This is a genomic window from Salinibacterium hongtaonis (assembly GCF_003065485.1).
GTDB classification, from domain to species: Bacteria; Actinomycetota; Actinomycetes; order Actinomycetales; family Microbacteriaceae; genus Homoserinimonas; species Homoserinimonas hongtaonis.
In genome coordinates this window covers 217,365-241,690 of record NZ_CP026951.1, presented here as the reverse complement: position 1 = coordinate 241,690, position 24,326 = coordinate 217,365, and the positions used below count along the sequence as shown (strand labels likewise).

General features: G+C 65.2%; 23 protein-coding genes. 5 read left to right on the top strand and 18 right to left on the bottom strand.

Annotated features, from left to right (window positions below; translation table 11 throughout):
• Positions 1 to 70 precede the first annotated feature (70 nt).
• Genes purH through C2138_RS01215 form a run of 3 tightly spaced genes read right to left on the bottom strand, consistent with a single transcriptional unit; the run spans position 71 to position 3,561 of the window.
• A complete protein-coding gene (gene purH / locus C2138_RS01225) occupies positions 71 to 1,672 on the bottom strand; it encodes a bifunctional phosphoribosylaminoimidazolecarboxamide formyltransferase/IMP cyclohydrolase (RefSeq protein ID WP_108514889.1) in 1,602 nt (533 codons plus the stop codon).
• The gene (gene purN / locus C2138_RS01220) at positions 1,669 to 2,259 is read right to left on the bottom strand and encodes a phosphoribosylglycinamide formyltransferase (protein ID WP_108514887.1); all 591 of its coding nucleotides are present in this window, start codon (positions 2,257 to 2,259) and stop codon (positions 1,669 to 1,671) included. Before purN ends, purH begins: the two co-directional genes overlap by 4 nt.
• A gap of 9 nt (positions 2,260 to 2,268) precedes the next feature.
• Positions 2,269 to 3,561, bottom strand: a complete 1,293-nt coding sequence (locus C2138_RS01215; RefSeq protein WP_199286554.1) for a cell division protein PerM — start codon at positions 3,559 to 3,561, stop codon at positions 2,269 to 2,271.
• A 107-nt stretch (positions 3,562 to 3,668) separates the two neighbouring features.
• Between C2138_RS01215 and C2138_RS01210 the strand changes: the two genes are divergently transcribed.
• Positions 3,669 to 4,280, top strand: a complete 612-nt coding sequence (locus tag C2138_RS01210) for a DUF4166 domain-containing protein (RefSeq protein WP_108514885.1) — start codon at positions 3,669 to 3,671, stop codon at positions 4,278 to 4,280.
• A 45-nt stretch (positions 4,281 to 4,325) separates the two neighbouring features.
• Here the strand turns inward: C2138_RS01210 and sucD are convergent, their stop codons facing one another.
• The 7 genes from sucD to C2138_RS01175 form a co-directional block, all read right to left on the bottom strand.
• On the bottom strand, positions 4,326 to 5,213 hold the full coding sequence (gene sucD, locus C2138_RS01205; RefSeq protein WP_108514884.1) for a succinate--CoA ligase subunit alpha: 888 nt from the start codon (positions 5,211 to 5,213) through the stop codon (positions 4,326 to 4,328).
• A 10-nt stretch (positions 5,214 to 5,223) separates the two neighbouring features.
• Positions 5,224 to 6,393, bottom strand: a complete 1,170-nt coding sequence (sucC, locus tag C2138_RS01200; protein ID WP_108518659.1) for an ADP-forming succinate--CoA ligase subunit beta — start codon at positions 6,391 to 6,393, stop codon at positions 5,224 to 5,226.
• Positions 6,394 to 6,571: 178 nt separating this feature from the next.
• On the bottom strand, positions 6,572 to 7,054 hold the full coding sequence (locus C2138_RS01195) for a MarR family winged helix-turn-helix transcriptional regulator (RefSeq protein WP_108514882.1): 483 nt from the start codon (positions 7,052 to 7,054) through the stop codon (positions 6,572 to 6,574).
• A 72-nt stretch (positions 7,055 to 7,126) separates the two neighbouring features.
• Positions 7,127 to 7,960, bottom strand: a complete 834-nt coding sequence (locus C2138_RS01190; RefSeq protein WP_108514880.1) for a fumarylacetoacetate hydrolase family protein — start codon at positions 7,958 to 7,960, stop codon at positions 7,127 to 7,129.
• Positions 7,961 to 8,051: 91 nt separating this feature from the next.
• Entirely contained in the window at positions 8,052 to 10,523 is a 2,472-nt protein-coding gene (locus tag C2138_RS01185) for an ATP-dependent helicase (protein ID WP_108514878.1), read from the bottom strand.
• A 72-nt stretch (positions 10,524 to 10,595) separates the two neighbouring features.
• The gene (locus C2138_RS01180) at positions 10,596 to 11,813 is read right to left on the bottom strand and encodes an acetyl-CoA C-acyltransferase (protein WP_108518657.1); all 1,218 of its coding nucleotides are present in this window, start codon (positions 11,811 to 11,813) and stop codon (positions 10,596 to 10,598) included.
• Between the two features lie 166 nt (positions 11,814 to 11,979).
• Complete coding sequence (locus tag C2138_RS01175) at positions 11,980 to 12,984, bottom strand: glycerophosphodiester phosphodiesterase family protein (RefSeq protein WP_108514876.1); 1,005 nt, start codon at positions 12,982 to 12,984, stop codon at positions 11,980 to 11,982.
• Between the two features lie 78 nt (positions 12,985 to 13,062).
• On the opposite strand from C2138_RS01175, the gene C2138_RS01170 reads away from it, so the two are divergent.
• A complete protein-coding gene (locus C2138_RS01170; RefSeq protein WP_108514874.1) occupies positions 13,063 to 13,296 on the top strand; it encodes a zinc-ribbon domain-containing protein in 234 nt (77 codons plus the stop codon).
• A 127-nt stretch (positions 13,297 to 13,423) separates the two neighbouring features.
• Complete coding sequence (locus tag C2138_RS01165; protein WP_108514872.1) at positions 13,424 to 14,215, top strand: Bax inhibitor-1/YccA family protein; 792 nt, start codon at positions 13,424 to 13,426, stop codon at positions 14,213 to 14,215.
• A gap of 59 nt (positions 14,216 to 14,274) precedes the next feature.
• Here the strand turns inward: C2138_RS01165 and guaA are convergent, their stop codons facing one another.
• The 5 genes from guaA to C2138_RS01140 form a co-directional block, all read right to left on the bottom strand.
• Complete coding sequence (gene guaA, locus C2138_RS01160) at positions 14,275 to 15,849, bottom strand: glutamine-hydrolyzing GMP synthase (protein ID WP_108514870.1); 1,575 nt, start codon at positions 15,847 to 15,849, stop codon at positions 14,275 to 14,277.
• Positions 15,846 to 16,274, bottom strand: a complete 429-nt coding sequence (locus C2138_RS01155; RefSeq protein WP_108514868.1) for a DUF3817 domain-containing protein — start codon at positions 16,272 to 16,274, stop codon at positions 15,846 to 15,848. Before C2138_RS01155 ends, guaA begins: the two co-directional genes overlap by 4 nt.
• A 4-nt stretch (positions 16,275 to 16,278) precedes the next feature.
• The gene (locus C2138_RS01150; protein ID WP_108514867.1) at positions 16,279 to 17,082 is read right to left on the bottom strand and encodes an SURF1 family protein; all 804 of its coding nucleotides are present in this window, start codon (positions 17,080 to 17,082) and stop codon (positions 16,279 to 16,281) included.
• A gap of 85 nt (positions 17,083 to 17,167) precedes the next feature.
• Positions 17,168 to 18,907, bottom strand: a complete 1,740-nt coding sequence (locus C2138_RS01145; RefSeq protein ID WP_108514865.1) for a glycerol-3-phosphate dehydrogenase/oxidase — start codon at positions 18,905 to 18,907, stop codon at positions 17,168 to 17,170.
• 74 nt (positions 18,908 to 18,981) lie between these two features.
• Entirely contained in the window at positions 18,982 to 20,103 is a 1,122-nt protein-coding gene (locus C2138_RS01140; protein WP_108514863.1) for a GuaB3 family IMP dehydrogenase-related protein, read from the bottom strand.
• A gap of 178 nt (positions 20,104 to 20,281) precedes the next feature.
• Here C2138_RS01140 and C2138_RS01135 point away from each other — a divergent pair, with 178 nt between their 5' ends.
• Positions 20,282 to 21,145 carry an ABC transporter ATP-binding protein gene (locus C2138_RS01135; protein ID WP_108514861.1) on the top strand — a complete coding sequence of 288 codons (864 nt, stop codon included), beginning with the start codon at positions 20,282 to 20,284 and terminating at the stop codon, positions 21,143 to 21,145.
• Positions 21,142 to 21,984, top strand: coding sequence for an ABC transporter permease (locus tag C2138_RS01130; protein ID WP_108514859.1), 843 nt, complete (start codon positions 21,142 to 21,144; stop codon positions 21,982 to 21,984). Before C2138_RS01135 ends, C2138_RS01130 begins: the two co-directional genes overlap by 4 nt.
• A 56-nt stretch (positions 21,985 to 22,040) precedes the next feature.
• Here C2138_RS01130 and C2138_RS01125 read toward each other — a convergent pair whose 3' ends face one another.
• From C2138_RS01125 to C2138_RS01115, 3 genes are read right to left on the bottom strand one after another with little or no spacing between them, the layout of a single operon-like run.
• Complete coding sequence (locus C2138_RS01125) at positions 22,041 to 23,141, bottom strand: UDP-N-acetylmuramate dehydrogenase (RefSeq protein WP_108514857.1); 1,101 nt, start codon at positions 23,139 to 23,141, stop codon at positions 22,041 to 22,043.
• Positions 23,138 to 23,542: a MaoC family dehydratase gene (locus C2138_RS01120; protein WP_108514855.1), complete on the bottom strand. Its 405-nt coding sequence runs from the start codon at positions 23,540 to 23,542 to the stop codon at positions 23,138 to 23,140. Before C2138_RS01120 ends, C2138_RS01125 begins: the two co-directional genes overlap by 4 nt.
• Positions 23,539 to 23,985 (bottom strand): MaoC family dehydratase N-terminal domain-containing protein, encoded by a 447-nt coding sequence (locus C2138_RS01115; protein ID WP_108514853.1) that lies wholly within the window; start codon positions 23,983 to 23,985, stop codon positions 23,539 to 23,541. The genes C2138_RS01120 and C2138_RS01115 overlap by 4 nt, the downstream gene beginning before the upstream one ends.
• Positions 23,986 to 24,326: the final 341 nt, after the last annotated feature.

Genomic DNA, 24,326 nt, shown 5'->3' with positions numbered 1-24,326 from the left:
CTATCCAAGGGCATCACCGCTCGCAAACCCCTCCCGCGTGTTGCTCGGGGCTGCGAACGGCGACAGGCGCTTAGTGGAAGAAGTGGCGCTCTCCCGTGAAGTACATCGTGACCCCGGCGGCCGTTGCCTCGGCGATGACCTCCTCGTCGCGAACCGAACCGCCGGGCTGAACAACAGCCTTCACGCCGCCCTTGAGCAGAACCTCGAGACCATCGGCGAACGGGAAGAAGGCGTCGGATGCCGCAACGCTCCCCGAGGCACGGTCGCCAGCGCGGGTCACCGCCAGGTGGCACGAGTCCACCCGGTTGACCTGACCCATTCCCACGCCGACGGAGGCACCGTCCTTGGCCAGCAGAATCGCGTTCGACTTGACCGACCGCACCGCCCGCCAGGCGAAAGCCAGGTCGGCAAGCGTGGCAGCATCCGCAGCCTCGCCCGTGACGAGCTGCCAGTTGTCCGTGGAGAAGTCATCGTAGGTGTCGGGCTGCTGCAGGAGCATTCCGCCCGAAACCTGGCGCAGCTCAAGCTCACCACGGTGGTAACCATCGGGCAGCTGGAGCAGGCGCAGGTTCTTCTTGGCCTGCAAGATCGTCAACGCCTCCGGCTCGAAGCCCGGGGCAACGACAACCTCCGTGAAGATGTCCTTGATCTGCAGGGCGGCCGCCACCGTGACGGTGCGGTTTGCCGCAATGACGCCACCGAACGCCGACACGGGGTCGCAGTCGTGAGCCCGTGCGTGGGCGGAGGCGATGGGGTCACCATCGCCGTGAGCGACAGCGATACCGCACGGATTGGCGTGCTTGATGATCGCGACGGCGGGCTCATCGAAGTCGAAGGCGGCGCGCAGGGCCGCATCGGCATCCACATAGTTGTTGTACGACATCTCTTTGCCGTGAAGCTGCGTGGCCTGGGCGATGCCGTGGCCATCCGCCGACTCGTAAAGCGCAGCCCGCTGGTGGGAGTTCTCGCCGTAGCGGAGCACCGCCGAGCGGTTCCAGGTGCCGCCGACCCAGCCTGGGAAGCCCGAACCCTCGTCGTCGGCCGCGATCGTGCTGCCCATCCACGACGCGACAGCGAGATCGTAGCTGGCCGTGTGACGGAAGGCCTCACGGGCCAGTGCCCGGCGCTGCTCGAGAGTCGTTCCGCCCGCGGCGACAGCGGCGATGATCTCGTCGTAGCTCGCGGGAGTCACCGCGATCGCGACATTGGCATGGTTCTTGGCCGCGGCGCGCACCATAGAGGGCCCGCCGATATCGATCTGCTCCACCACGTCGTCGTCCGCGGCCCCCGAGGCCACCGTCTCGACGAACGGGTACAGGTTAACCACGACGAGCTCGAATGCTTCGATACCCATCTCGGCAAGCTGACGCTCGTGGCTCTCAAGTCGAAGGTCGGCGAGGATGCCGGAGTGAATGAAGGGGTGGAGCGTCTTGACTCTTCCGTCGAGCGTCTCCGGAAACCCGGTGACGGTGGCGACCTCGGTGACCGGATGCCCAGCATCCGCAATGGTCTTGGCCGTCGATCCCGTCGACACGATCTCGACGCCGGAGGCAACCAAAGCCGAGGCCAGCTCAAGCAGGCCCGACTTGTCGCTCACCGAAATCAGGGCGCGGTGAACGGGTACGACGTTGCGGTCGCGGTACAGGGTGGCGTCGTGGCTGGGGCCGCTCATGAGGCAAGTTCCTTCAGGTCGATGGTTCCGTTGGCGATATCAAGCACGGCCTGCACCAGCAGCTCACGCTCGACGAGTTTGATTCGGTCATGCAGGGTCGACTCGGTGTCTTTGGGCAGAATCGCAACGCGCTGGCGCGAGATGATCGGGCCGCTGTCGACGCCGGTGTCGACCACGATCACGCTGGCGCCCGTCTCAGTCACGCCCGCCGCGAGCGCATCCCGCACGCCGTGCGCACCAGGGAACTCGGGCAGGTACGCAGGATGCGTATTGATCAGCTGAGGAGACAGGGCCTCAACGACCCGTTCGGGTAGCAGGCGCATGAGGCCGCTCAGGATGACGAGGTCCGGCTCCCAGAGGCGGATCTGCTCAAGCAGGGCATCGCCCCACGATTCGCGATCGGGGTAGCTCGTGTAGGGCACCACGAACGAGGGGATGCCGAACTCTTCGGCGTGGGCGAGCCCATCCGCGTCGCGGTCAGCGCCGATGGCGACCACCCGTGCGGGAAACTCGGCGTCCTCCGACGCCTCGAGCAGGGAACGGAGGTTGGATCCCCCACCGGAGATCAGCACAACGAGTTTGAGCACCCGGCAAGCCTACTCGCGGTCGCCCACCACGAGGATCGGCCCCGTGGGCGTCTCATCCGGGCTCGATGTCGCCGGGAGCACTGCCTCTGCGGACCCGCGCGACGCCGCAGCCAGGCCGAGCGTGCAGGCAACCCCCACCTCAAGCGCGACACAGAGCGCCACCCAGAGCGGGTCAGGGCCGATGACGGAGAGCCTGCCCGGCCCGCCGGAACCGCCAGACCACCAGGAGAGCAGGCCCAGGATGACGCCCGCGACGACCCCGACCGATGCGCCGGAGGCGATCGTCACCCACAGCGACGACCTGCCCGCCTGAGGAACCCGCCACCGCATGAGCGCTCCGACAAAGAAACCGGCAATGACGGGGACAAGCATGCCGAGAAAGCCCCAGGCGAACTCCCCCGTCGGCAGGGCCGCGAGAACCGGCACGCCCGGCATCGGCCCGAGCGCCGTAGCAAGAGGAGACACTGACGAACCTGCGCCGATCGCGAAACCTGGGCCAACAAGCCACGAGGCGGCCCAGACCACAAAGTTCGGCACGAACGCCAGCTGGGCCACCGTGAGGGCAACGCCGCCCAATACCCCGGCGTGAGCACCCTCATAGAGGGCGATGACCCCCGCGTAGTTCACGGCAATGAGCACCGCAAGCACGATGGATGCCACCGCAACGATCGCCGCGACCGCAGCGGAGCCGCCGATAAGGGCGCCGCCCACGATCATCCGGGCAGATGCCGGCCAGTCCGTCAGGCGCACCCATGCGCGGTCAAAGACGTCGCGGGGTCTCGACTGAAGCCTGTAGCGGGTGATCCCCGCGCCAGCGACGAGGCCCGCCACGAACACCAGAGTGGGCAGCAGGGTGCCCTGCACAACGGAGGGGCGCACCGCATCCGTCACAGCGGTCAGGGCGGCCACCAGCGCCAACAGGGCGAATGTGCCCGCCGCTACGCCAAGGCCCAGAAGAGAATGTGGAGTCTCGGCGATGCGCCGCCCCGCGCGGTGACCCAGGAGCACCGTGAGGAGGGCGAACCCGAGCGGCGCGAGGCTGAGGGTGAACGGCTCGATCGCCTGGGCGATGCCCATCGCGGCGCCCAGGGCGGCGTCAGGAGCCACAGAAACGGATGCTCCGTGGCCGAGCATCCAAATATCGACGGACGCCCGCCAGAAAACCGCCCAGTCGACCTGCAGCTCGTAGTGGAAGCCCCACATGAGCGAAAGGGGAACGAGGGGGATGCCGATTCCGATGCCCACAACGAGCAGCGCCTCAAGCGCGGAGAAGACGGCGGTGAGCGGACGATTCATGGCCATACGACACTACCTCCGCCTCCCCTGGTCGGGCCGCTCGCCGCCCCGCGCATCGGTATCCCCACAGCAGATCGGCGTCGGTAGTGGCAGGGTTGGCTCGGGAGGCAACAATGGGTACGACGCCGACGACGAATCCCGCCGGAACCATCTACGAACGCGCCCTCGGGGTCGAGTTCTCTCGGCTGCACCCGCAGCTGCAGCGGTTCTTCGGAACCCACACGGTCGCGGCAACCGGAACCTTCGCCGAAGCCGGGTCGCGGCTGCCCTGGCTTCGGCCGCTGCTGGCCGTTTCTGCGCGGCTCGGACTGCTCTTTCCCGAATTCGAGCGGAACGTGCCCTTCGACATCGCGGTTTCCCCTGTTTCGGATGCCGCGGTCGCCACCGTTCGTCACCTGCGGTTCTCCACGGGCATCCGCACGATGGCGGACCGTACGACGCTCGTAGCGGGGAGGCTTGTCGACGTGCATGCCCGCGGGCTGCTGCTTGTAGAGATGGTCGTGACCGCGACGGCTGACGGCGCACTCGTGGCGCGGTCAGGCCGTGCGCGGCTCCGTCTGGGCCGTGCGCTGGTCCCCGTTCCTGCGCCCGCAGTCGTGCTGACGCAGACCTACGACGACGCTCGCGCCGAGTTCACGATCGACGTGAGCATGCGCGTGCCCGGCTTGGGAGAAGTGTTCGCCTACCGGGGCCGGTTCACCACCACGAGACAGAGCACCCGTTAACGACGGATGGCCCGCCGAAGCGGGCCATCCTGAGCAGCTAACTGCTTAGAGCGACGCGAGAATCTCGCGCATGAGGGTTGCGGCCTCGGACGGCGTCTTGCCGACCTTGACGCCGGCGGCCTCGAGGGCCTCCTTCTTCGCCTGAGCGGTGCCCGCGGAGCCGGAGACGATGGCGCCAGCGTGGCCCATGGTCTTGCCCTCGGGTGCCGTGAAGCCTGCGACGTAGCCCACGACGGGCTTCGTGACGTTGGCCTTGATGAAGTCGGCTGCGCGCTCCTCAGCGTCGCCACCGATCTCACCGATCATGACGATCGCCTTGGTCTCGGGGTCAGCCTCGAACGCTGCGAGAGCGTCGATGTGCGTCGTGCCGATGATGGGGTCGCCGCCGATGCCGATTGCGGTCGAGAAGCCCAGGTCGCGCAGCTCGTACATCATCTGGTAGGTCAGGGTGCCCGACTTCGACACGAGGCCGATCGGTCCCTTGCCGGTGATGTTCGCGGGCGTGATGCCGACGAGCGCCTCACCCGGGGTGATGATGCCGGGGCAGTTCGGCCCGATGATGCGGGTCGTGTTGCCCTTCTCCTGGGCGTAAGCCCAGGCCTCGGCGCTGTCGCCGACGGGAACACCCTCGGTGATCACGACGAGAAGCGGGATCTCGGCGTCGATGGCCTCGATCATGGCGTCCTTGGTGAAGGCCGGGGGAACGAACGCGATCGACACGTCGGCGCCGGTGGCCTCCATGGCCTCCTTGACCGTTGCGAAGACGGGGAGCTCGACGTCGCCGTGAACGACCGTCGTGCCAGCCTTGCGGGCGTTGACGCCGCCGACGACCTGGGTGCCAGCCTTGAGCATGAGGGCGGTGTGCTTGGTGCCCTCACCGCCGGTGATGCCCTGGACGATGACCTTGGAGTCCTTGTTGAGGAAGATTGACATTCCCTGATCCTTACTTCGCTGCGTAGGCGAGCTCGGCGGCCTTGTCGGCGCCCTCGTCCATGGTTGCGGCCAGCGTCACCAGCGGGTGGTTGGCTTCGTTGAGGATGCGACGACCCTCCTCGACGTTGTTTCCGTCGAGGCGAACCACGAGCGGCTTGTTGGCTGCGGAGCCGAGCTCGGCGAGTGCGCCGACGATGCCCTTGGCGACAGCGTCACACGCGGTGATGCCGCCGAAGACGTTGACGAAAACGCTCTTGACCTGCGGGTCGCCCAGGATGACATCCAGGCCTGCGGCCATAACCTCAGCGGATGCTCCGCCTCCGATGTCGAGGAAGTTGGCGGGCTTCACGTTGCCGTGGTTCTCGCCAGCGTAGGCAACGACGTCGAGGGTCGACATGACGAGGCCTGCACCGTTGCCGATGACACCCACTTCACCGTCGAGCTTGACGTAGTTGAGGTCGTTCTCCTTGGCCTTGGCCTCGAGAGGGTCAGCAGCATCCTTGTCCTCAAGCGCTTCGTGCTTGGGGTGACGGAAGCCGGCGTTCTCGTCGAGCGAGACCTTGCCGTCGAGGGCGACGATGTCGCCGTCTGCGGTGAGCACGAGGGGGTTGACCTCGACGAGCGTCGCGTCCTCACCCTTGTAGACCTCGTAAAGCTTGACGAAGACTGCGGCGACCTTGGCGACGAGCTCCTCGGGGAAGCCTCCCGCGCGGGCGATCTCTTCGGCCTTGGCCTGGTCGATGCCGGCGATGGGGTTGACCTCGATGCGCGCGAGCGCCTCGGGCCGCTCAACCGCGAGCTCCTCGATTTCCATTCCACCCTCAACGCTGCAGAGCGAGAGGTAGGAGCGGTTTGCCCGGTCGAGCAGCACGGAGAAGTAGAACTCCTTCTCGATGCGAGCGCCCTGGGCGATCATGACCCGCTTGACCACGTGGCCCTTGATGTCGAGGCCGAGGATCTGCTCGGCAGCCGTGAACGCGTCATCCGCGTTGTGCACGACCTTGACGCCGCCAGCCTTGCCACGACCACCGGTCTTGACCTGGGCCTTAACGACGACGGTGCCACCGATCTTCTCGGCAGCCGCCTTGGCTTCTTCAGGAGTGTCGGCAATCAGGCCGGCAAGTACTGGCACGCCATAGGACTCAAAAAGGTCCCTGGCCTGGTACTCATATAGATCCACGCTGCTCATTCCAATCCGCGCGTAATGGTGTTGTGAAGTGGCAAATGTTCTCGAGTCCGGGCCGAAAGAAGGGGGCTCCGGAGAAGTTAGCCAAGCAAAACTCTACCCCGGTCTCACTGCCCGACTTTGTCGGGGCGCCTCAGCGGCCGCGAAAGAACGGGGATTCTTTAGGCGAGAATCACCGCGTGGCGTCGGGCGCATCCGAGTCGCCCCGCACAGCATCCTCGTCATCGAAGTCGCTGTGCGAGGCGATGAGCAGGCGAAGCAGACGGTTCAGTTCGTGCTGATCGGCAGGATTGAGGCCGGCCACGAGTGCCGCGTTGATGTTTTCGGCATGGGGCAGCAGCGCTCGCAGCTCCTCCCTCCCCTGCTCGGTCAGCGTCAAGATCTTGCGGCGTCGGTCAACGGCGTCGCGAACGCGCTCGATGTAGCCACGGCTCTCGAGTCGCAGCACAACATCCGCAATCGTCGAACGGTCAAGCTGGAGCAGGTCCCCGAGTGAGCGCTGGTCGATCGAGGGGTTGCTGTCGAGCAAGCTGAGCACGCCGAACTGCACCGACGTGACCTCTGATTCGCCCGCGCGCAGCCACAGTGCGGCGTGCGCTTGCTGGGCACGGCGTACAAGGTAACCGGTATAGCGAGAGAGTTCGGAGGGCAGCATCCGCCCACCCTAAAGCCAGCGGGGCGCCACGGGTACTGGTCTGCCGCTCGCAAGCGAAAGGCCGCTCTGACCTCAGACGACCTTGGCGATGTTCCTCTGAGCGCCGAGGCCCTCAATCGAGGTCTCCAGGAGCGAACCATCAGAGAGGTACCGCGCGGGGGTGCGGGCGTGGCCCACCCCACCGGTGGTTCCCGTCGCGATGACGTCGCCAGCGTTCAGGGTGATGATGTCCGAAATATAGGAGACGAGCTTGGCCGGCGTGAAGACCAACTCTGCCGTGGTCGTCTCCTGCACGGTCTCGCCGTCGACGACACACTTCATGATGGGGCCGAGATCCCACTCGTCGGCGGTCACGAGGTACGGACCGAACGGCGCCGTGTTCTCGAACGTCTTACCCTGAAGCCACTGCAGGGTGCGGTACTGGTAATCGCGCATCGACACGTCGTTGATAACGGCATATCCGGCGATGTAGTTTTTTGCGTCGCTCTCGCTGACGCGACGAGCAGGGGCCCCGATCACGACGGCGAGCTCGGCCTCCCAATCAACCTGCGACGAGACGGCGGGCATCTCGATCTCGTCGAAGGCTCCGACGAGGGCCTCGGGGAACTTGGCGAACAGGGTGGGGTACTGGGGAAGCTCCCGGCCCATCTCCGTGATGTGGGTCTCATAGTTCTGGCCAACGCAGATGATCTTGCCGGGCTTGGGCACAACCGGAGCCCACGACTGCGGGGCAATCTCAGAGAGCACATGGGACGTGCCGTCGGCTACTGCCGCAATGTCACGCCATCCTTCGACCGCCAGAAGCGCTCCGAGGTCGGCGTATCCGCTGATCTCGATGGCGGCGTCGCCGTCGATGCGCACGGCGGTCGTGGCGGCGCCCTCAAGGCGCAGGGTTGCTAGCTTCACTTGTTTACTCCCGGGAGGTAGGTGCGGTTGTCGGCCATGACGATAGAGCCGCCGCCTTCGAAGATGGCCGCCCAGAGCGGGGTGGACGAAGCTACAGCTTCTCAATAGGAGCAATTTTGACGAGAAGCCGCTTGCGGCCTGCCTCATCAAATTGCACCTCGGCGATGCTCTTGGGCCCGTTCGCCGTGACCGACTTAACGGTTCCCTCGCCAAAGTCATCGTGGCGCACGCGATCGCCCACCGCGAGCGTGAGGTCTCCGTTGTCGCGCACCGTGCCGGTAACGCGGTTGGTCCACTCGGTCTTGTTCTCGGCATTGCGGGCCGCGCGGGCGAGCGCGGTAGCGCTGGGGCCCGACGAGTAGCCGTACCCGGAGCCGCCGCCGCGGTCGAAGCTCGCGGCCCGACCGGCACCCGATCCGGTGCCCGAGCTGAAGCCGGAATTGAAGCCAGAGCCGATCGAATCCCGCCGAGCGTTGAGGGCACGCGGCTGCGTTCCGCCGCGGCTGTTTGCCGAGCCTGGCGACTGGCGCCAGTCGATGAGCTCGGTCGGAATCTCCTGCAGGTAGCGGCTCGGCATCGCCACGTTGACGTCGCCGAACTGGGCGCGGGTCATCGCGAGCGACAGGTAAAGCCGCCGCCGCGCACGGGTGATGCCCACATAGAACAGACGTCGCTCCTCCGCCGGCCCCCCGGGCTCCCCCGCCGACATCTGGTGCGGAAGCAGTCCCTCTTCGACTCCCGTGAGAAAAACGGTGTCGAACTCGAGGCCCTTTGCCGTGTGGAGTGTCATGAGCGAGACGGTTCCGCTCGAGTCGTCCAGATCATCCGCCGCAGCCACGAGCGTGACCTCGGTCAAGAAGTCGAGCAGCGTGCCGTCGGGGTTGCGAGTGTTGAACTCCTTGGTCTGCGCGAGAAGTTCTTCTACGTTCTCGGCCCGAGCCTCATCCTGAGGATCACGGGATGCCCGCAGCAGTTCTACGTAGCCGGTGCGCTTGAGAATCGCCTCGAGAATGTCGGCGACCTTGGCCGTCTCCACGCTCAGCGTCACCTCGTCGAGCAACCCGGCGAGGCCCAGGATGGCACCCGTCACCTTGGGCCCGAGGCCCAGCTGGTCGGCCTGCCGCAGCGAATCGCGCAGCGTCTGCTCGTGCTTGTCGGCGTGCAACTGCAGCGCCGCCTCCGTTGCCGGACCGATGCCGCGCTTGGGCACGTTCATGATGCGGCGAAGAGCCATGGGGTCGGCCGGGTTCGCGACGGCGATGAGGTACGCCATCACATCCTTGATCTCGGCTCGTTCATAGAACTTGGTGCCGCCGAGCACCCGATACGGAATCGCCGAGCGGATGAAGATCTCTTCGAGTGCTCGCGTCTGAGCGTTCGTGCGGTAGAACACCGCAATGTCTTTGTAGTCGAGCCCGCCGTCATGCAGCGTGGTGATCTCGTCGGCGATGAACTGCGCCTCGTCGTGCTGGCTGTAGCCCGTGAAGCCCACGATCTTTTCGCCGTCGCCGATGGTCGTGAACAGCTTCTTGTCTTTGCGGTCGAAGTTGTTCGAGATGACGGCGTTGGCCGCGCTCAGAATGTTCTGAGTCGACCGGTAGTTCTGCTCGAGCAGAATGACCTTGGAACGCGGGTAATCGCGCTCGAACTCCACGATGTTGCGGATGTCCGCGCCGCGGAAGGCATAGATCGACTGGTCGGAGTCACCCACGACCGTGAGGCTCGCGCCCGCGATTGTGCCGTTGGGTTCGCGCTGGGACGAGCGGTAACCCTCGCCAGCCTCAAGCGCCTCCGCAACATGCGCGTCGATGGGCTTCGTGAGCTCCCGAATGAGCGAGTACTGCGCGTGGTTCGTGTCTTGGTACTCGTCGACGAGGATGTGACGAAAGCGGCGCTGATAGATGGCGGCCACCTGCGGAAAAGCCCGGAACAGAAACACCGTCTGCCCGATGAGGTCGTCAAAGTCGAACGCGTTGGCCCGCTGCAGCTCGCTTGTGTACATGCGAAAGATTTGGGCGAAGACGCGCTCGGCGGGGTCGTTGAAGTTGGCATTGCGCGCATACGTCTCGACGTCGTTGAGCTCGTTCTTAAGCCGCGAAATCTTGCCGGAGACGGAGCTGACGGTGAAGCCGAAGGCATCCGCCTCAAGATCCTTGATGATGCGCTTGATGAGCGCACGAGAATCGGCCGAGTCATAGATCGTGAAGTTCTTGGTGAAGCCGAAGTGCTCTGCCTCGCGGCGCAGGATGCGAACGCACGCCGAGTGGAAGGTGGAGATCCACATGCCCTCAGCGGCCTGCCCGATGAGCGACTCGACGCGGTCGCGCATTTCGGCGGCGGCCTTGTTGGTGAAGGTGATGGCCAGAATCTGGCTCGGCCAAGCATCCTGGCTCGACAGCAGACCGGCGATGCGGCGGGTGAGCACGCTCGTCTTGCCCGACCCGGCACCGGCGAGGATCAGGAGCGCGGGGCCACGGTACTCGACCGCTTCGCGCTGCTGCGGGTTGAGCCCGTCGAGAAGGGGATTCGAGGGGGCGCCATCAGGGCCGAGAATGAAGGTCATGTCAGCCCAAGTCTAGGCTGCGCCCCCGACAACGACCCGAGTGGGCGCTGCGCTGCCGGGGGCGAATACCGCCTAGGCGACCTCGAAGAGGCCCGCCGCTCCCTGACCGCCACCGATGCACATCGTCACGACCACATATTTGACGCCGCGACGCTTGCCCTCGATGAGAGCGTGGCCCACCATGCGGGCGCCGGACATGCCATACGGATGCCCGATCGAGATGGCACCGCCGTTGACGTTGTACTTCTCCGGGTCGATGCCCAGGGCGTCGCGGCAGTACAGCGTCTGCGAAGCGAATGCCTCGTTAAGCTCCCACAATCCGATGTCGTCGACGGTGAGCCCGTGCTGCTTGAGCAGCTTAGGCACGGCATAAACGGGGCCGATACCCATCTCTTCCGGGTCGACACCCGCGACCGCGATGCCGCGGTAGATGCCGAGCGGCTGCAGCCCACGCCGGGATGCTTCGCCTGCTTCCATCAGAACCGCGGCCGACGCGCCATCCGAAAGCTGTGACGCGTTGCCCGCCGTGATGGTGGCATGCGGGTTCACAAATCCGTTGGCGAATTCGGCGCCGTCGGAGAGCACGGTGCGCAGGCTTGAGAGGCCCTCGAGCGTGGTCTCGGGCCGGTTGCCCTCGTCCTTGGCCAGTGTGAAGTCGCGGCTGCTGATCTCGCCAGTCGCCTTGTCTTGCACGAGCATCGAACCGCTGAACGGCACGATCTCGTCGTTGAACAGACCAGCCGCCTGCGCCGCCGCAGTGCGTCGCTGCGATTCGAGCGCGTACTCGTCCTGAGCATCGCGGCTCACCCCGTAACGATTGGCCACGATCTCGGCCGTCTCCAGCATCGGCATGTAGATGTCGGGGTGGTGCTGTTTGAGCCACGGGTCGGTGACGCGGTAGCGGTTGAGGTGCTCGTTCTGCACGAGCGAGATCGACTCGACCCCTCCCCCGACGGCCACCTGCATGCCATCAACGATGATCTCCTTGGCGGCGATCGAGATCGCCATGAGGCCGGATGAACACTGCCGGTCGAGCGTCTGCCCGGGCACGGTCGTGGGCAGGCCGGCGCGAAGCGCTGCCTGGCGGGCCACGTTCATGCCCGTGCTGCCCTCCTGCAGCGCGACGCCGAGCACGACGTCGTCGATCTCGGCACCGTCAACCCCGGCACGCTCCACTGCGGCCGCGATTGCGTGGCCGGCGAGCGCCTGGCCTTGCGTGTCGTTGAATGCGCCACGGTACGCGCGCCCGATGGGGGTGCGCGCCGTCGACACGATGACTGCTTCTCTCATTGAATCCACCTCGCTGGTTCGTTGTCAGCTCAGTGCTGACCAGGAATGCGCCCATTTCATCACCGAGACTCACGCTCGTGCTCTCCGTGCCGGGGTTCTACGCATCGCACGCCGGGCATCCCATCGCAGTTGTCATGACTAGACAAAAGTCAGCGCGGATGGCCTCTCAGCGACGGAGCCGCGCAAGGGCGGCCAGGTCGGGCTGATCGGCGAAGACGCCGTCGACGCCGGAGGACATGATGAGCTGGAACTCGGCGAGCCAGTCACCAAAATGCTCAGGGCTCACGCCCGACCGAAACCCCTTGACGAGAAAGATGTTCTCCGCGCGCAGGGTCCACGTAAACACCCTCAACCCCACCCCGTGCGCCCTCTGAACTACGGACGTGATCGCCGGGGCACCGTCCTCCCCCACGCACAGCAGGAGCTTCTTGCTCACGCTGATGCCGTCGATGCCAGAAGCGACCAGCGCAGCGAGGCCAGCATCCGAAAGATCCTGCGAATAGGGGCTGGCCGCATCCCCGTCGCGGGCGACCCGATCTGCTGGGGCACCCTGGGCCTCGATGAGATAGATCAGAGGGGCGTTGATGCCAGCAGCCCGGATGCTGTGCAGCACGTCGAGCTCGAAGCTTTCGATCGTGAGGCGCGGGTCGGCGGCCCAGCCCAGGGCCACCATCTCGGCGGCGAAAAGCTCCGCCAGCGGCAGTCCGATGCTGTCGAAGTAGGCGGCATGCTTGATCTCGGCGACCAGTCCGACTGGCCGCGGCGCGGCATCCAGAATCTGCACCAGGTCACTGAGACGCAGCATTCCTTCGAGGCCGTCGAACGTGGTGTTGTTGGGACGCATGGCGGGCAGCCGCTCGCGGAGTGTGAGGGTGGCGAGCTCTGCCCACGTGAAGTCCTCGGTGAACCAGCCCGTCACCTCGATGCCGTCAACGATCTTGGTGACCCTGCGAGCCGCAAACTCTGGGCGGTCGGCGACATCCGTTGTGCCCGAGATCTCGTTCTCGTGGCGGAGAACCAAGACCCCGTCCTTGGACGGCACGATGTCGGGCTCGATCGCGTCGGCGCCGAGGTCAATGGCCAACTCATAGGCCGACCTGCTGTGCTCGGGGCGATACCCGCTCGCGCCCCTGTGGGCAATGACGAGAGGATGCTGGGCAGAAGAAGTCACGGCGCAACGCTACGCGGTCGGGCCGGGCCGTGTGAAAACACTGCCCTACGCCCTGCGGCACGTTGCTAGCATTCCTGCATGCCCCCCTGCCCGAGCTGCGGTGCCGCCCTCGAGACCTCCTGGAAGTTCTGCATCTTTTGCGGAACAGCTCTGACTGAGGATGCCGCGGCGATTCCCTCCGCCATCCGCCCAGAGCAGGCCGTTGCGGTGCGCAGCCAGCTCGACATTCCCCTCCTCATCGGTATCGCTCTGGGCGCGGCCGGGGCGGCCCTCATCGTCTACGTGGCGATCGCTCTATTCGCTCCGCGCTAGTGCAGCACCCTGCGGGTGCCGCAGATTCCCCAGTGGTTGGGGGAACAACTCCGCTATTCTGTGCGTTGTATACCGAGAATCGGCGCAGACCGTAGCCCGACCGGTGCCACCAAGGAGAAGACCAAGAATGGCCAACCCCGCCTTTAGCAACTCGCCGGCATTTGCCGCCGGCGCCAAAGCCGTTGACTTTAACAAGCCGGTGTCGAGCGAAGAGCTCGACGCCATGTACGGCCGTCCTTCTGCAACGCCCGTCGACACCGACCGGATGACGTACGAAGACACGATCGTCAAGACCCTCATCGCGTTCGGCCTGCTCGTGGCCACCGCCGTGATCGGCTGGAATGTTCCGCTGCTCATGATCCCCGGAGCAATCGCCGGATTCGTGCTCGCTCTCGTGAACATCTTCAAGAAGCAGCCTTCGCGCGGACTCGTTCTCGCCTACGCGGCAGCCGAGGGCCTCTTCGTCGGCGGAATCTCGTTTCTCTTCGGCCAGGGCTTCGGCTTTGACATCGTGCCTCAGGCCGTCTTCGGCACGCTCGGTGTCGTCGGCGTGACGCTGCTGCTGTTCTTGAACGGCAAGGTTCGCACCAGCCCCAAGATGACCAAGATCTTCCTGGTCGGAATGGTCGGCTACGCGGTCTTCTCGCTCATCAACTTCGGCCTCGTCGCCTTCGGCGCGACCGAGAGCATGTTCGGCCTGCGCGACGCCAGCCCGATCATCAGCATCGGCCTTGGCATCCTGATCGTGCTGCTCGCCTCGTACTCCCTCGTCATGGACTTCGAGAACGTGAAGACCGGCGTGCAGCGCGGCGCCCCGCGCGTCTACGCCTGGCAGGCCGCTTTCGGCATCATGGTCACCGTCGTGTGGCTCTACACGGAGATCCTGCGCCTCGCCGCGATCTTCTCCAGCGGCGACTAAGCACACCGCAGCAACGCAGAAAGGGCCGCCCCTCGGGGCGGCCCTTTCCGTTCATGGGGTTACTCCCACTCGATGGTTCCCGGCGGCTTCGACGTGACGTCGAGCACTACGCGGTTAACATCCTTGACCTCATTGGTGATGCGGTTGCTGATCTTGGCAAGCACGTCATAGGGCAGACGCGTCCAGTCGGCCGTCATGGCGTCTTCAGACGACACGGGGCGCAGCACGATGGGGTGGCCGTAGGTGCGGCCGTCACCCTGAACGCCGACCGAGCGCACGTCGGCAAGAAGCACGACGGGGCACTGCCAGATTTCGTTGTCGAGACCGGCAAGCGTGAGTTCGGCGCGAGCAATAGCATCCGCCTGGCGCAGCAGTTCGAGACGATCCTTGGTGACCTCGCCGACAATGCGGATGCCGAGGCCGGGGCCAGGGAACGGCTGGCGGCCGACGATAACCTCGGGCAGGCCGAGCTGGCGTCCGATCTCACGGACCTCGTCCTTGAAGAGGGCACGGAGCGGTTCGACGAGTTCGAAGTCGAGGTCGTCGGGCAGACCTCCCACGTTGTGGTGGCTCTTGATGTTGGCGGTGCCGGAACCGCCGCCGGACTCGACCACATCCGGGTACAGAGTGCCCTGCACGAGAAAGCGCACGGGGTCGCCCTCGTTTGCGGCCTCCTCGATGAGCTGCTTCTGGGCGGCCTCGAACGTGCGAATGAACTCGCGGCCGATGATCTTGCGCTTCTGCTCGGGGTCGCTCACACCGGCGAGGGCGTCGAGGAACTGCTTCTCGGCGTCGATCGTGATGAGGCGAACACCGGTCGCCTTGACGTAGTCCTCCTCGACCTGGCGGCGCTCATCCTGGCGCAGCAGACCGTGGTCGACGAAGACGCAGGTGAGCTGGTCGCCGACGGCCTCGTGAACGAGGGCCGCAGCGACGGCCGAGTCGACTCCGCCCGAAAGGCCGCAGATGACCTTGCCGGTGCCGATCTGGGCGCGGATGCGCGCAACCTGCTCGGCGATGACGTTGCCGGCGTTCCAGTCGGCGGCGATACCAGCAGCCTTGTGAAGAAAGTTCTCCAGCACGCGCTGGCCGAACTCAGAGTGCTTGACCTCGGGGTGCCACTGCACGCCGTACAGCTTGCGCTCGTCGTTGGCGAACGCTGCGACAGGGGTCGAGACGCTTGAGGCGAGAACAGAGAAGCCTTCGGGGGCCTTGGAGACCGAGTCGCCGTGGCTCATCCAGGTGGTCTGGTTCTGAGGCTGGCCCTCAAGAAGCACGCCGCCGTTGCCGGCGACCACAACATCCGTCGCACCGTATTCGCGGGCGCCCGTGTGGGCGACCTCGCCGCCCAGCTGGGTCGCCATCACCTGGAAGCCGTAACAAATACCCAGCGTGGGCACGCCCAGTTCGAGGATTCCCTCGTCGAGACGCGGGGCGCCGGGCTCATACACGCTCGAGGGGCCCCCGCTCAGCACGATGCCGATCGGGTTCTTCTCGGCAACCTCGGCGGCCGTAATGGTGTGAGGAACGATCTCTGAATAGACGGATGCTTCACGCACCCGCCGCGCGATCAGTTGCGCATACTGCGCGCCAAAGTCGACGACGAGGACGGGCCTCTGCTCGGTTTCACTCATGCTGGAACCTCCGCGGGTTCGGGGACGGTCGCGAGTCGGTCTTCGACAAAGCGGGGAACGGAACGCTCAAAGTAGAACGAAAGGAACGGAATGACGCCACCGAGGGCGATGAACAAGAAACGACCAAACGAGAACCGCAGCAGCCGCCACAGAACAAAATCGCAGGCGACATAGAGCACATAGAACCAGCCGTGCACCATCAGGATGATTGTGGACAGGTTGATGCCCGTCATCGCCTCTTTAGGGGTGAGGGCCAAGAAGCCCTCAGCGCCATTCATCTCAATGTCGACACCAAAGCCATAGCGGGTGATCATCATGACGACCAGGGCGATGAGAAAAAACCCTGTGATGTACGAAGAGACTTTATAAACGGAGAGAGTGCGGCGGATGCGCGGCACGTCGGAAGGACGGGGACCGAGAGGCATAGGGCTAGTTTAGTTCGCCCCCGCTGGGTGCAGACTCGCCGCTGGCAGCGGCAGCAGCCTCTTCGACCTCAAGCTCCCACGCGTCCTTGACCAAGCGCCACCATAGGAACACCGCGAATCCTGCGAAAACCGCCCACTCGACGGCGTAGAAAATGTTGAGCCAGTTGATCTCGACCTCGCCGGACGGGATCGGGGCATCGATCGACTCCAGGCCATCGACGGCCTCGTCGACGATGAGATAGCCGCCGAACGTGCCGGCCTCGTCGAACTGAGACCAGATGTTGACGAGCGCTGGCGGAGAAACCGTCGTGAGGCGCCCGCCCTCAAGATCGGAATCCTGCGGGCCCTCACCCTGCGCATAGCGCCCCTCAAGGGCGACGAGCTGCCGGTTGGCGTCGACCTGAGCGGCTTCTGCGGCCAGCTCCTCGGAGACGCGGACAGCATCCGACTCGTTCTCGGCCCAGCCCAGAGCAGCAGCAAGGCCAACACCCTCGGTCGTGACGAGATGGCCAAGCACCCAGTACCCGGGGGTTCCGTCGTGAAAGCGGTCACCGATCACCAAGAAGTCATCCGCCACGAACTCGCCCTCAACGGTGACCAACTGGCCATCCCACGCCGCCTGCATGGGCGCCCCTGGTCGGGCAAGCTCGTCGAGCGGAACAGCCTTCTCAGTTTCTCGGGTCACGATGTCGCCCGAGGCAAAGCTGCGTTCAAGCTGCCACTGCCCGAGCGCCGCAAACGCCGCCGCAATGCCGAGGGCCAGGGCCAACGCGGCAATCCAGCGCGGTCTTCTCGCCACGGCCCACATACTCACCCCTCCAGCCTAGCTGCGGCGCGCTGAGGGTTGCGCCGGGCCGGCGGGTGCGCAACGACGCGGCGCGGGCGGCCGACTGCTAGCGCGCCGTGTAATCGGGCGCTTCGAGCCGCACCCGGTCTGCCGACGCGTCGTCGGGTTGTTCCTGACTCGCCCGCTCCGCCGCGACCCTGGCAACGTAGAGCGACACCTCGCGGTCGATGCGTTCCTCGTCCCAGCCATGCACCCGTGCCATCAGCCTCGCGGCAACGGGGGCCGCAGAAACGCCACGGTCCCACGCCTCTATCGACACGCGCATCCGTCGGGCGAGCACATCATCCAAATGCAGGGCGCCCTCGTGCGACGCCGCATAGACAACCTCGGCTTCAAGGTAGTCGTCGGCGCCAGGCAAGGGAGTATTGAGGCTGGGATCGTCACGGATCAGATCGAGCAGCTCATCCGTAAGCGTTCCATAGCGGTTGAGCAGGTGCTCGATGCGCACCTTGTGCACGCCAAAAGCGCGGGCGATCTTGGCCCGCTTATTCCACGCGGCCTGGTATCCCTCGGCGCCGAGTAGGGCGATCTCCTCGGTCGTGCTCCGCGGCACCCGTCCGTCGAGAGCTGCGGATGCCGCGTCCACAGCATCCTTGGCCATCACCCGGTAGGTGGTCCATTTGCCGCCGGCGACCACAACGAGGCCGGGCACAGTGTGCGCAACCGTGTGTTCACGCGAGAGTTTCGAGGTCTCGTCCGACTCCCCCGCCAGCAGCGGACGCAGCCCCGCGAACACCCCCTCCACGTCGTCGCGGGTGAGGGGAACCGCAAGCACCGAGTTCACATGATCGAGCAGGTAGTCGATATCGGCGGCCGTCGCAGCAGGGTGGGCCTTGTCGAGATCCCACTTGGTATCTGTCGTACCGATCAGCCAGTGACGGCCCCACGGAATCACGAACAGCACACTCTTCTCCGTGCGCAGCAGCAGGCCGACCTTCGACTGAAACCGGTCTCTCGGCACAACAAGGTGGACGCCCTTCGAAGCGCGAACCTTGAACGTGCCGCGCTCACCCACCATGCGCTGGGTGTCATCGGTCCACACGCCGGTGGCGTTGATCACCTGACGGGCGCGGATCTCAAAACGCTCACCCGACTCCAGGTCGTGCGCGGTGACGCCCACAACCCGCTGGCCCACCTTCACGAAGCCCTCGACGCGTACGCGACTGGCGACCTTGGCTCCGTAGAAGGATGCCGTGCGCGCCAGGCTCGACACGTAGCGGGCGTCGTCGACCTGGGCGTCGTAATAGGCGATTCCGCCGGCGAAAGCATCCTTCTTGAGGCTCGGGATACCGCGCTGAACCTGACGTTTCGTGTAGTGCCTGTGGCGGGGAACCCCCGGCGGGCGGCCACCCGTGCGGGCAAAAATGTCGTACAAGATCATGCCGGCGCCCACGTAGCAACGCTCGACGATGTTGCGGACGGGGTAGAGAAACCGCACGGGCTTGACCAGATGAGGGGCGATGCGCTGCAACAGCAGGCCCCGCTCGATGAGCGCCTCGCGCACGAGACGAAAGTCGAGCTGTTCGAGATAGCGGATCCCGCCATGCACGAGCTTGGACGAGCGGCTCGACGTGCCGGAGCCCCAGTCCCGCGCCTCGACCATCCCCACGCTCAAACCGCGGGTGACCGCGTCGAGCGCGCATCCGGTGCCGACAATGCCGCCGCCGATCACCAAAATATCGAGCTCGCGGGTCTTGAGGGATTCGATTGCCGCCGCGCGATCATCCGGGCCGAGCGTTGACGAGTGAGTTACCGTCTTGCGCCCGCCCTTGAGCTGTTCTGCCACGAAAAGCCTCCCCTGTTGCCTGTGGCCGATGTTACCGGCACAGGGTGTGCGTGGGCCTGCTCGCCGCCGGGCGGTTAGTGGGGAACGTAGGGCGACACGACCACGTCGACGCGCTGAAACTCTTTGAGGTCGGAGTAGCCCGTTGTCGCCATCGAACGCTTAAGCGCACCAACCAGGTTGGCCTTGCCGTCCGCGGTCTCGGACGGGCCGTAGAAGATTTGCTCGAGCGGGGCAATCTGACCGACCTCGACGCGGTTGCCGCGCGGCAGTTCGAGATGGTGCGACTCGGCGCCCCAGTGGTACCCGCCACCCGGAACATCCGTCGCGCGCGCCAGCGTGGTGCCGAGCATGACAGCGTCGGCCCCCATCGCGATGGCCTTGACGATGTCTCCGCTGGTGCCGAGACCACCGTCGGCGATGACGTGCACATAGCGTCCGCCGGATTCGTCCATATAGTCGCGACGAGCGCCAGCGACATCCGCAACCGCGGTAGCCATGGGAGCGTGAATGCCGAGGCTCGCGCGGGTGGTGGAGGCCGCCCCACCGCCGAAGCCGACGAGCACACCGGCAGCACCCGTGCGCATGAGGTGGAGGGCGGGCGTGTAGCCAGCAGCGCCACCAACGATGACGGGCACATCGAGCTCGTAGATGAACTTCTTGAGGTTGAGCGGCTCCTGGTTCTGGGAGACATGCTCGGCGCTGACCGTCGTGCCCCGGATGACGAACACGTCGACACCGGCCGCAACCACGGTCTTGTAGAGCTCCTGGGTGCGCTGCGGCGACAACGCGCCGGCTACCGTGACGCCGGCCTCACGGATCTCAGCGAGGCGCTGCGTCACGAGCTCCGGCTTGAGAGGCTCCGAGTAGATCTGCTGCATTCGACGGGTTGCCTCGTCTTCGGGCAGGGTGCGGATCTCTTCCAGCAAAGGCTCGGGGTTCTCGTAGCGAGTCCACAGCCCCTCGAGATCGAGCACGCCGAGACCGCCGAGCTGACCGACGCGGATCGCGGTGGCCGGCGACATAACGGAGTCCATGGGAGCCGCGAGGATGGGCGTCTCAAAAGTGAAGGCGTCAATCGACCACGACACCGACACGTCTTGTGGGTCGCGCGTGCGCCGGTTCGGCACGATCGCGATGTCATCGAATGCGTATACCCGGCGTGACCGCTTAGCGCGGCCGATCTCAATTTCCTGCACCGGCCCAGCCTACCGCGACGCCTCGACACTCGGGGGGCGGGGAGGCTGCTTCGGGGGCGGCGAGACAAGGCCGGGCAGCGCGATGCGGTGAGGCACGCGGGCATCACCCCGGTCGGTGGATGCAGATTCAGCCGGTGGACGGCTGGCGGCGCACCTCTTGCACCGCCACGATAGGTGCATGACCGAAACAGAAAGTGCCGTGAGCGTGCGGGACCTGCGCAAGAACTATGGGGGCTTCGCCGCGCTCGATGGGGTGAGCTTTGACATCCGCAGGGGTGAGACTTTTGCGCTGCTCGGGCCTAACGGCGCCGGCAAGAGCACCACGATCGAGATTCTCGAGGGCTACCGCGATAGAACCTCCGGCACCGCGAGCGTGCTCGGCGTTGACCCGCAGAACGGCGGAGTCGCCTGGAAGGCGCGCCTCGGCATCGTTCTGCAAAGCTCAGGAGAAACCGGCGCCGTGACGGTGCGCGAGCAGCTCACCCACTTCGCCTCGTTCTATGCGAACCCTCGTCCCGTGGACGAGGTGATCTCAGCGGTTGGTCTTGAGGGCAAAGAGTCCTCTCTCATCCGGCGGCTCTCTGGCGGCCAACGCCGACGGGTCGACGTGGCCCTCGGCATCATTGGTCGCCCAGAACTGCTCTTTCTCGACGAGCCGACAACAGGGTTCGACCCTGAGGCGCGCCGCCACTTTTGGGATCTCATCCGCAAGCTCAAGGCGGAGGGCACGACCATCCTGCTCACAACGCACTACCTCGATGAGGCGGCCCAGCTGGGCGACCGCGCCGGTGTGATCGCGGGCGGCAAACTCATCGACATCGGGCCCATCGACGAGATCGGGGGCGAAGAGGCGCGGGTGCCCGTAGTGCGCTGGATCGAGAACGGGGTGCGCCGAGAACAGCGCACGTCGGAACCGGGAACTTTTGTTGCTGCTCTCGCCAAGGGCGGCGAGCCGCTCGGCCTTGAGGTCATTCGCCCCAGCCTCGAAGACGTTTACCTCCAACTCGTTGGCGACCACGAAGAAGCGATGGCATCGGCATGACCACAACAATCACAACCCCTCCCCTGCCGGCCGGGCGCACGCTCAAGCTTGGGCTGAGCCGCATCGTCTACGAGACCAAGGCCTATTTTCGCCAGGGCGACGCCGTGTTCTTCAGCTTTCTCTTTCCGCTCGTCATGCTCACGATCTTCTCGGTCGCCTTCAGTGAAACGAGCTTTGGAACGGATGCTGACGGCAACGACGTCAGCGCCGCCGCCTTCTACCTGCCGGCAATGCTCGCGGCGGGCATCCTGCTGAGCGGTTTGCAGAACCTGGCCCTCGATATCGCAACCGAGAAGGGTGACGGAACCCTCAAGCGGCTGGGCGGCTCCCCGCTGCCCGTCGTGAGTTACTTCATCGGCAAGATCGGCCAGGTGTTCGTTCTGAGCATCCTGCAGGCCGCGCTGCTCATCGCCGTCGCCACCCTCGTCTTTGGAGTCTCGCTGCCCACGGAATCTGAGAAGTGGATCACCTTTGCGTGGGTGTTTTTGCTAGGAGTCTCAACGAGCGCGATTCTCGGCATTGCGCTGAGCGCCGTTCCTCGAACCGGCAAGAGCGCATCGGCGGTGGTGATTCCTATCGCCCTCGTGTTGCAGTTCATCTCCGGCGTCTACCTGTCGTTCTCGATGCTGCCGGAATGGTTGCAGAACGTGGCATCCGTGTTCCCCCTCAAGTGGATGGCCCAGGGCATGCGCGCGGTCTTCTTGCCCGAGGGCTTCGAAACCCTTGAACAGGGCGGCACGTGGGATCTGCCCGGGGTGGCGATCGTGACGGCACTCTGGCTCGTGTTCGGCCTCATCGCGTGCCGACTCACCTTTCGCTGGATTCGCAAGGACAGCTAGGTGTTTCTCAATCGCGGGTGGAACGCTGCGGCAGCGAAGCCAGGGAGTCGTGGCTCCTAGAGGCTGAGCCCCACGAGAACGGGCTCCGGCTGAAGGAGCACCCCGAACTCGCCCATAACCCTGGTCTGCACATAGCGGCCCAGTTCGGCGATCTCGACGGCGGTTGCCCCGCCCGTGTTGACGATTGCAAGCGTGTGTTTGGTTGAGATCGCCGCGCGGGAACCGGGGAGGGCGAAGCCGCGCGTGATGCCCGACCGCTCGATCATCCACGCCGCGCTCAGCTTGACCCGAGCATCTGTGGGGGTAGCCGGCTTGAGCTGCTGCAGCAGATCCGGCCGATCGAGCGGGATCACGGTGTCCGCAGCCTCTGGCTCGAGGCTCCAGCGCGGAGCATCCGCCGGCAGAGTCGCCGCAAACCTGGCGCTCACGATGGGGTTCGTGAAGAACGACCCGGTGCTTACCGAGTCAGGGTCGGATTCCGACAACACCATGCCCTTCGATGCACGCAATCGCAGAACAGCCTCACGCACAGCAGCAACGGGCCGCGTGTCGCCTGCCTCGGCACCCAGTTCGCGCGCGAGCTGCGCATAGGCGATGGGGGCGCTGAGACCGCCGCGCTTGAGCCGCACCTCGACCGCGAGCACAATGCCGCGACGCCCCTGCTTCATGGCCGACATGCGGTAGCCAAGGCCGAGATCGGCGGCAGGGATGCGAGTCGTTTCACCGGTCAAATAGTCGAGAAAGTCAATGGCGACGAGGGTGTCAGAAAGCTCTTGCCCATAGGCGCCGATGTTTTGCACGGGAGCCGCACCCACAGAGCCGGGGATGCCGGAGAGGGCCTCGACGCCGCCGAGGCCAGCAGCGACCGTCTGTGCGACGAAGCCGTCCCACGACTCCCCCGCCTGCACCCGCAGAATCACGTCGTCACCCTCGACGCCGATGCGTTCGATGCCCGAGGTCCGCACGAGAATCGCGGTGCCTTCGAAGCCGTCATCCGAGACGATCAGATTGGAGCCGCCTCCGACAACGAGCCAGTTCTCACCGTCGTCCCACACATCGTGCGCGGCCGAGGTGAGCTGTTCAACGGTCGTTGCATGCACTAGCTCGCGTGCCTCGCCGCCGACCCTGGTCGTGGTGAGTTCACTGAACGCGGTCACTGCGGCAACGCCACCCGCACCTGGGCCTTGCCAAGCACGGTCTGCTCAGACGAGGTCACCGTGAGATCAACGCGGGCCTGGTCGCCGTCGATCTGCCCGATCTTGGCGGTCACCGTGATGACGGCACCGATCTCGGGGTCGACAACGACGGGGCGCGTGAATCGCACCTGATAGTCGAGCACTTTGCCGGGGTCGCCGAGCCAATCGACAACGGGCTGCACCGCGGCACCCATCGTGAGCATGCCGTGGGCAAGAACGCCCGGCAGCCCCACATTGCGGGCGACATCGTCGCGGTAATGGATGGGGTTGAAGTCTCCGGATGCTCCGGCGTAGCGAACAAGAGAATCCCGGGTCAGCGGGAACGACTCCTCGGCGACAATCTCTCCTACTTCGAGGCTCATTCCTCACCCCTCACGACAAGGGTCGAAATCGCGGTAACGACGTGAGCGCCGTCCGCGTCGACGATGGACGATTCGGCGGTGATCATGGCGTTGCCCCCGAGGGTCTTGATGCTGGCGACCTTGAGCGTTGCCGTGAGTTCGTCACCGGCCACGATGGGCCGCGTGAAGGTGAACCTCTGATCGCCGTGGACTACGCGCGAAAAGTCGATGCCAGCATCCGGTTCAGAGAGAAGCTGGGCCAGCGTGAGCTCTTGCACGACGACGGCGAACGTTGGCGGGGCAACGATGTCGGTGTATCCGGCAGCGCGAGCGGCCTCGGGGTCGTGGTTGATGGGGTTGGTGGCGAAGACGGCACGGCTGAACTCGCGCACCTTTTCGCGACCCACCAGATAAGGCTCGGTCGGGGGGAATACCCGGCCCTGCAGTTCGGGGTTCACAGTCACCGGGACAGTCTATGGCGTGCGCTGAAAGGGAGCCGGGAACGACGAAACCCCGGCTCACCTGAGTGAACCGGGGTTTCGAGGGTTGTTAAGGATGAACCCTGAAGTGCCTGCCTACTGGCAGCTGTCGCACTGCAGAAGATCCATCGGGTCGACCGGAACGTCGTAACCACTCACGTTGTCGTTGTCCATAAGGACCTCCTCGAAGTCTGTTTGTTAGCGGATGCAGCGGTCGGGTCGTGCATCGCCCCCTGCGGTGGGTTCCCACTATATAACGCGAATCACAGACCGGTCATTCCACTACATGTTGTGTTTTCGGCGTGTCGCGCTCTTTCTCACAATGC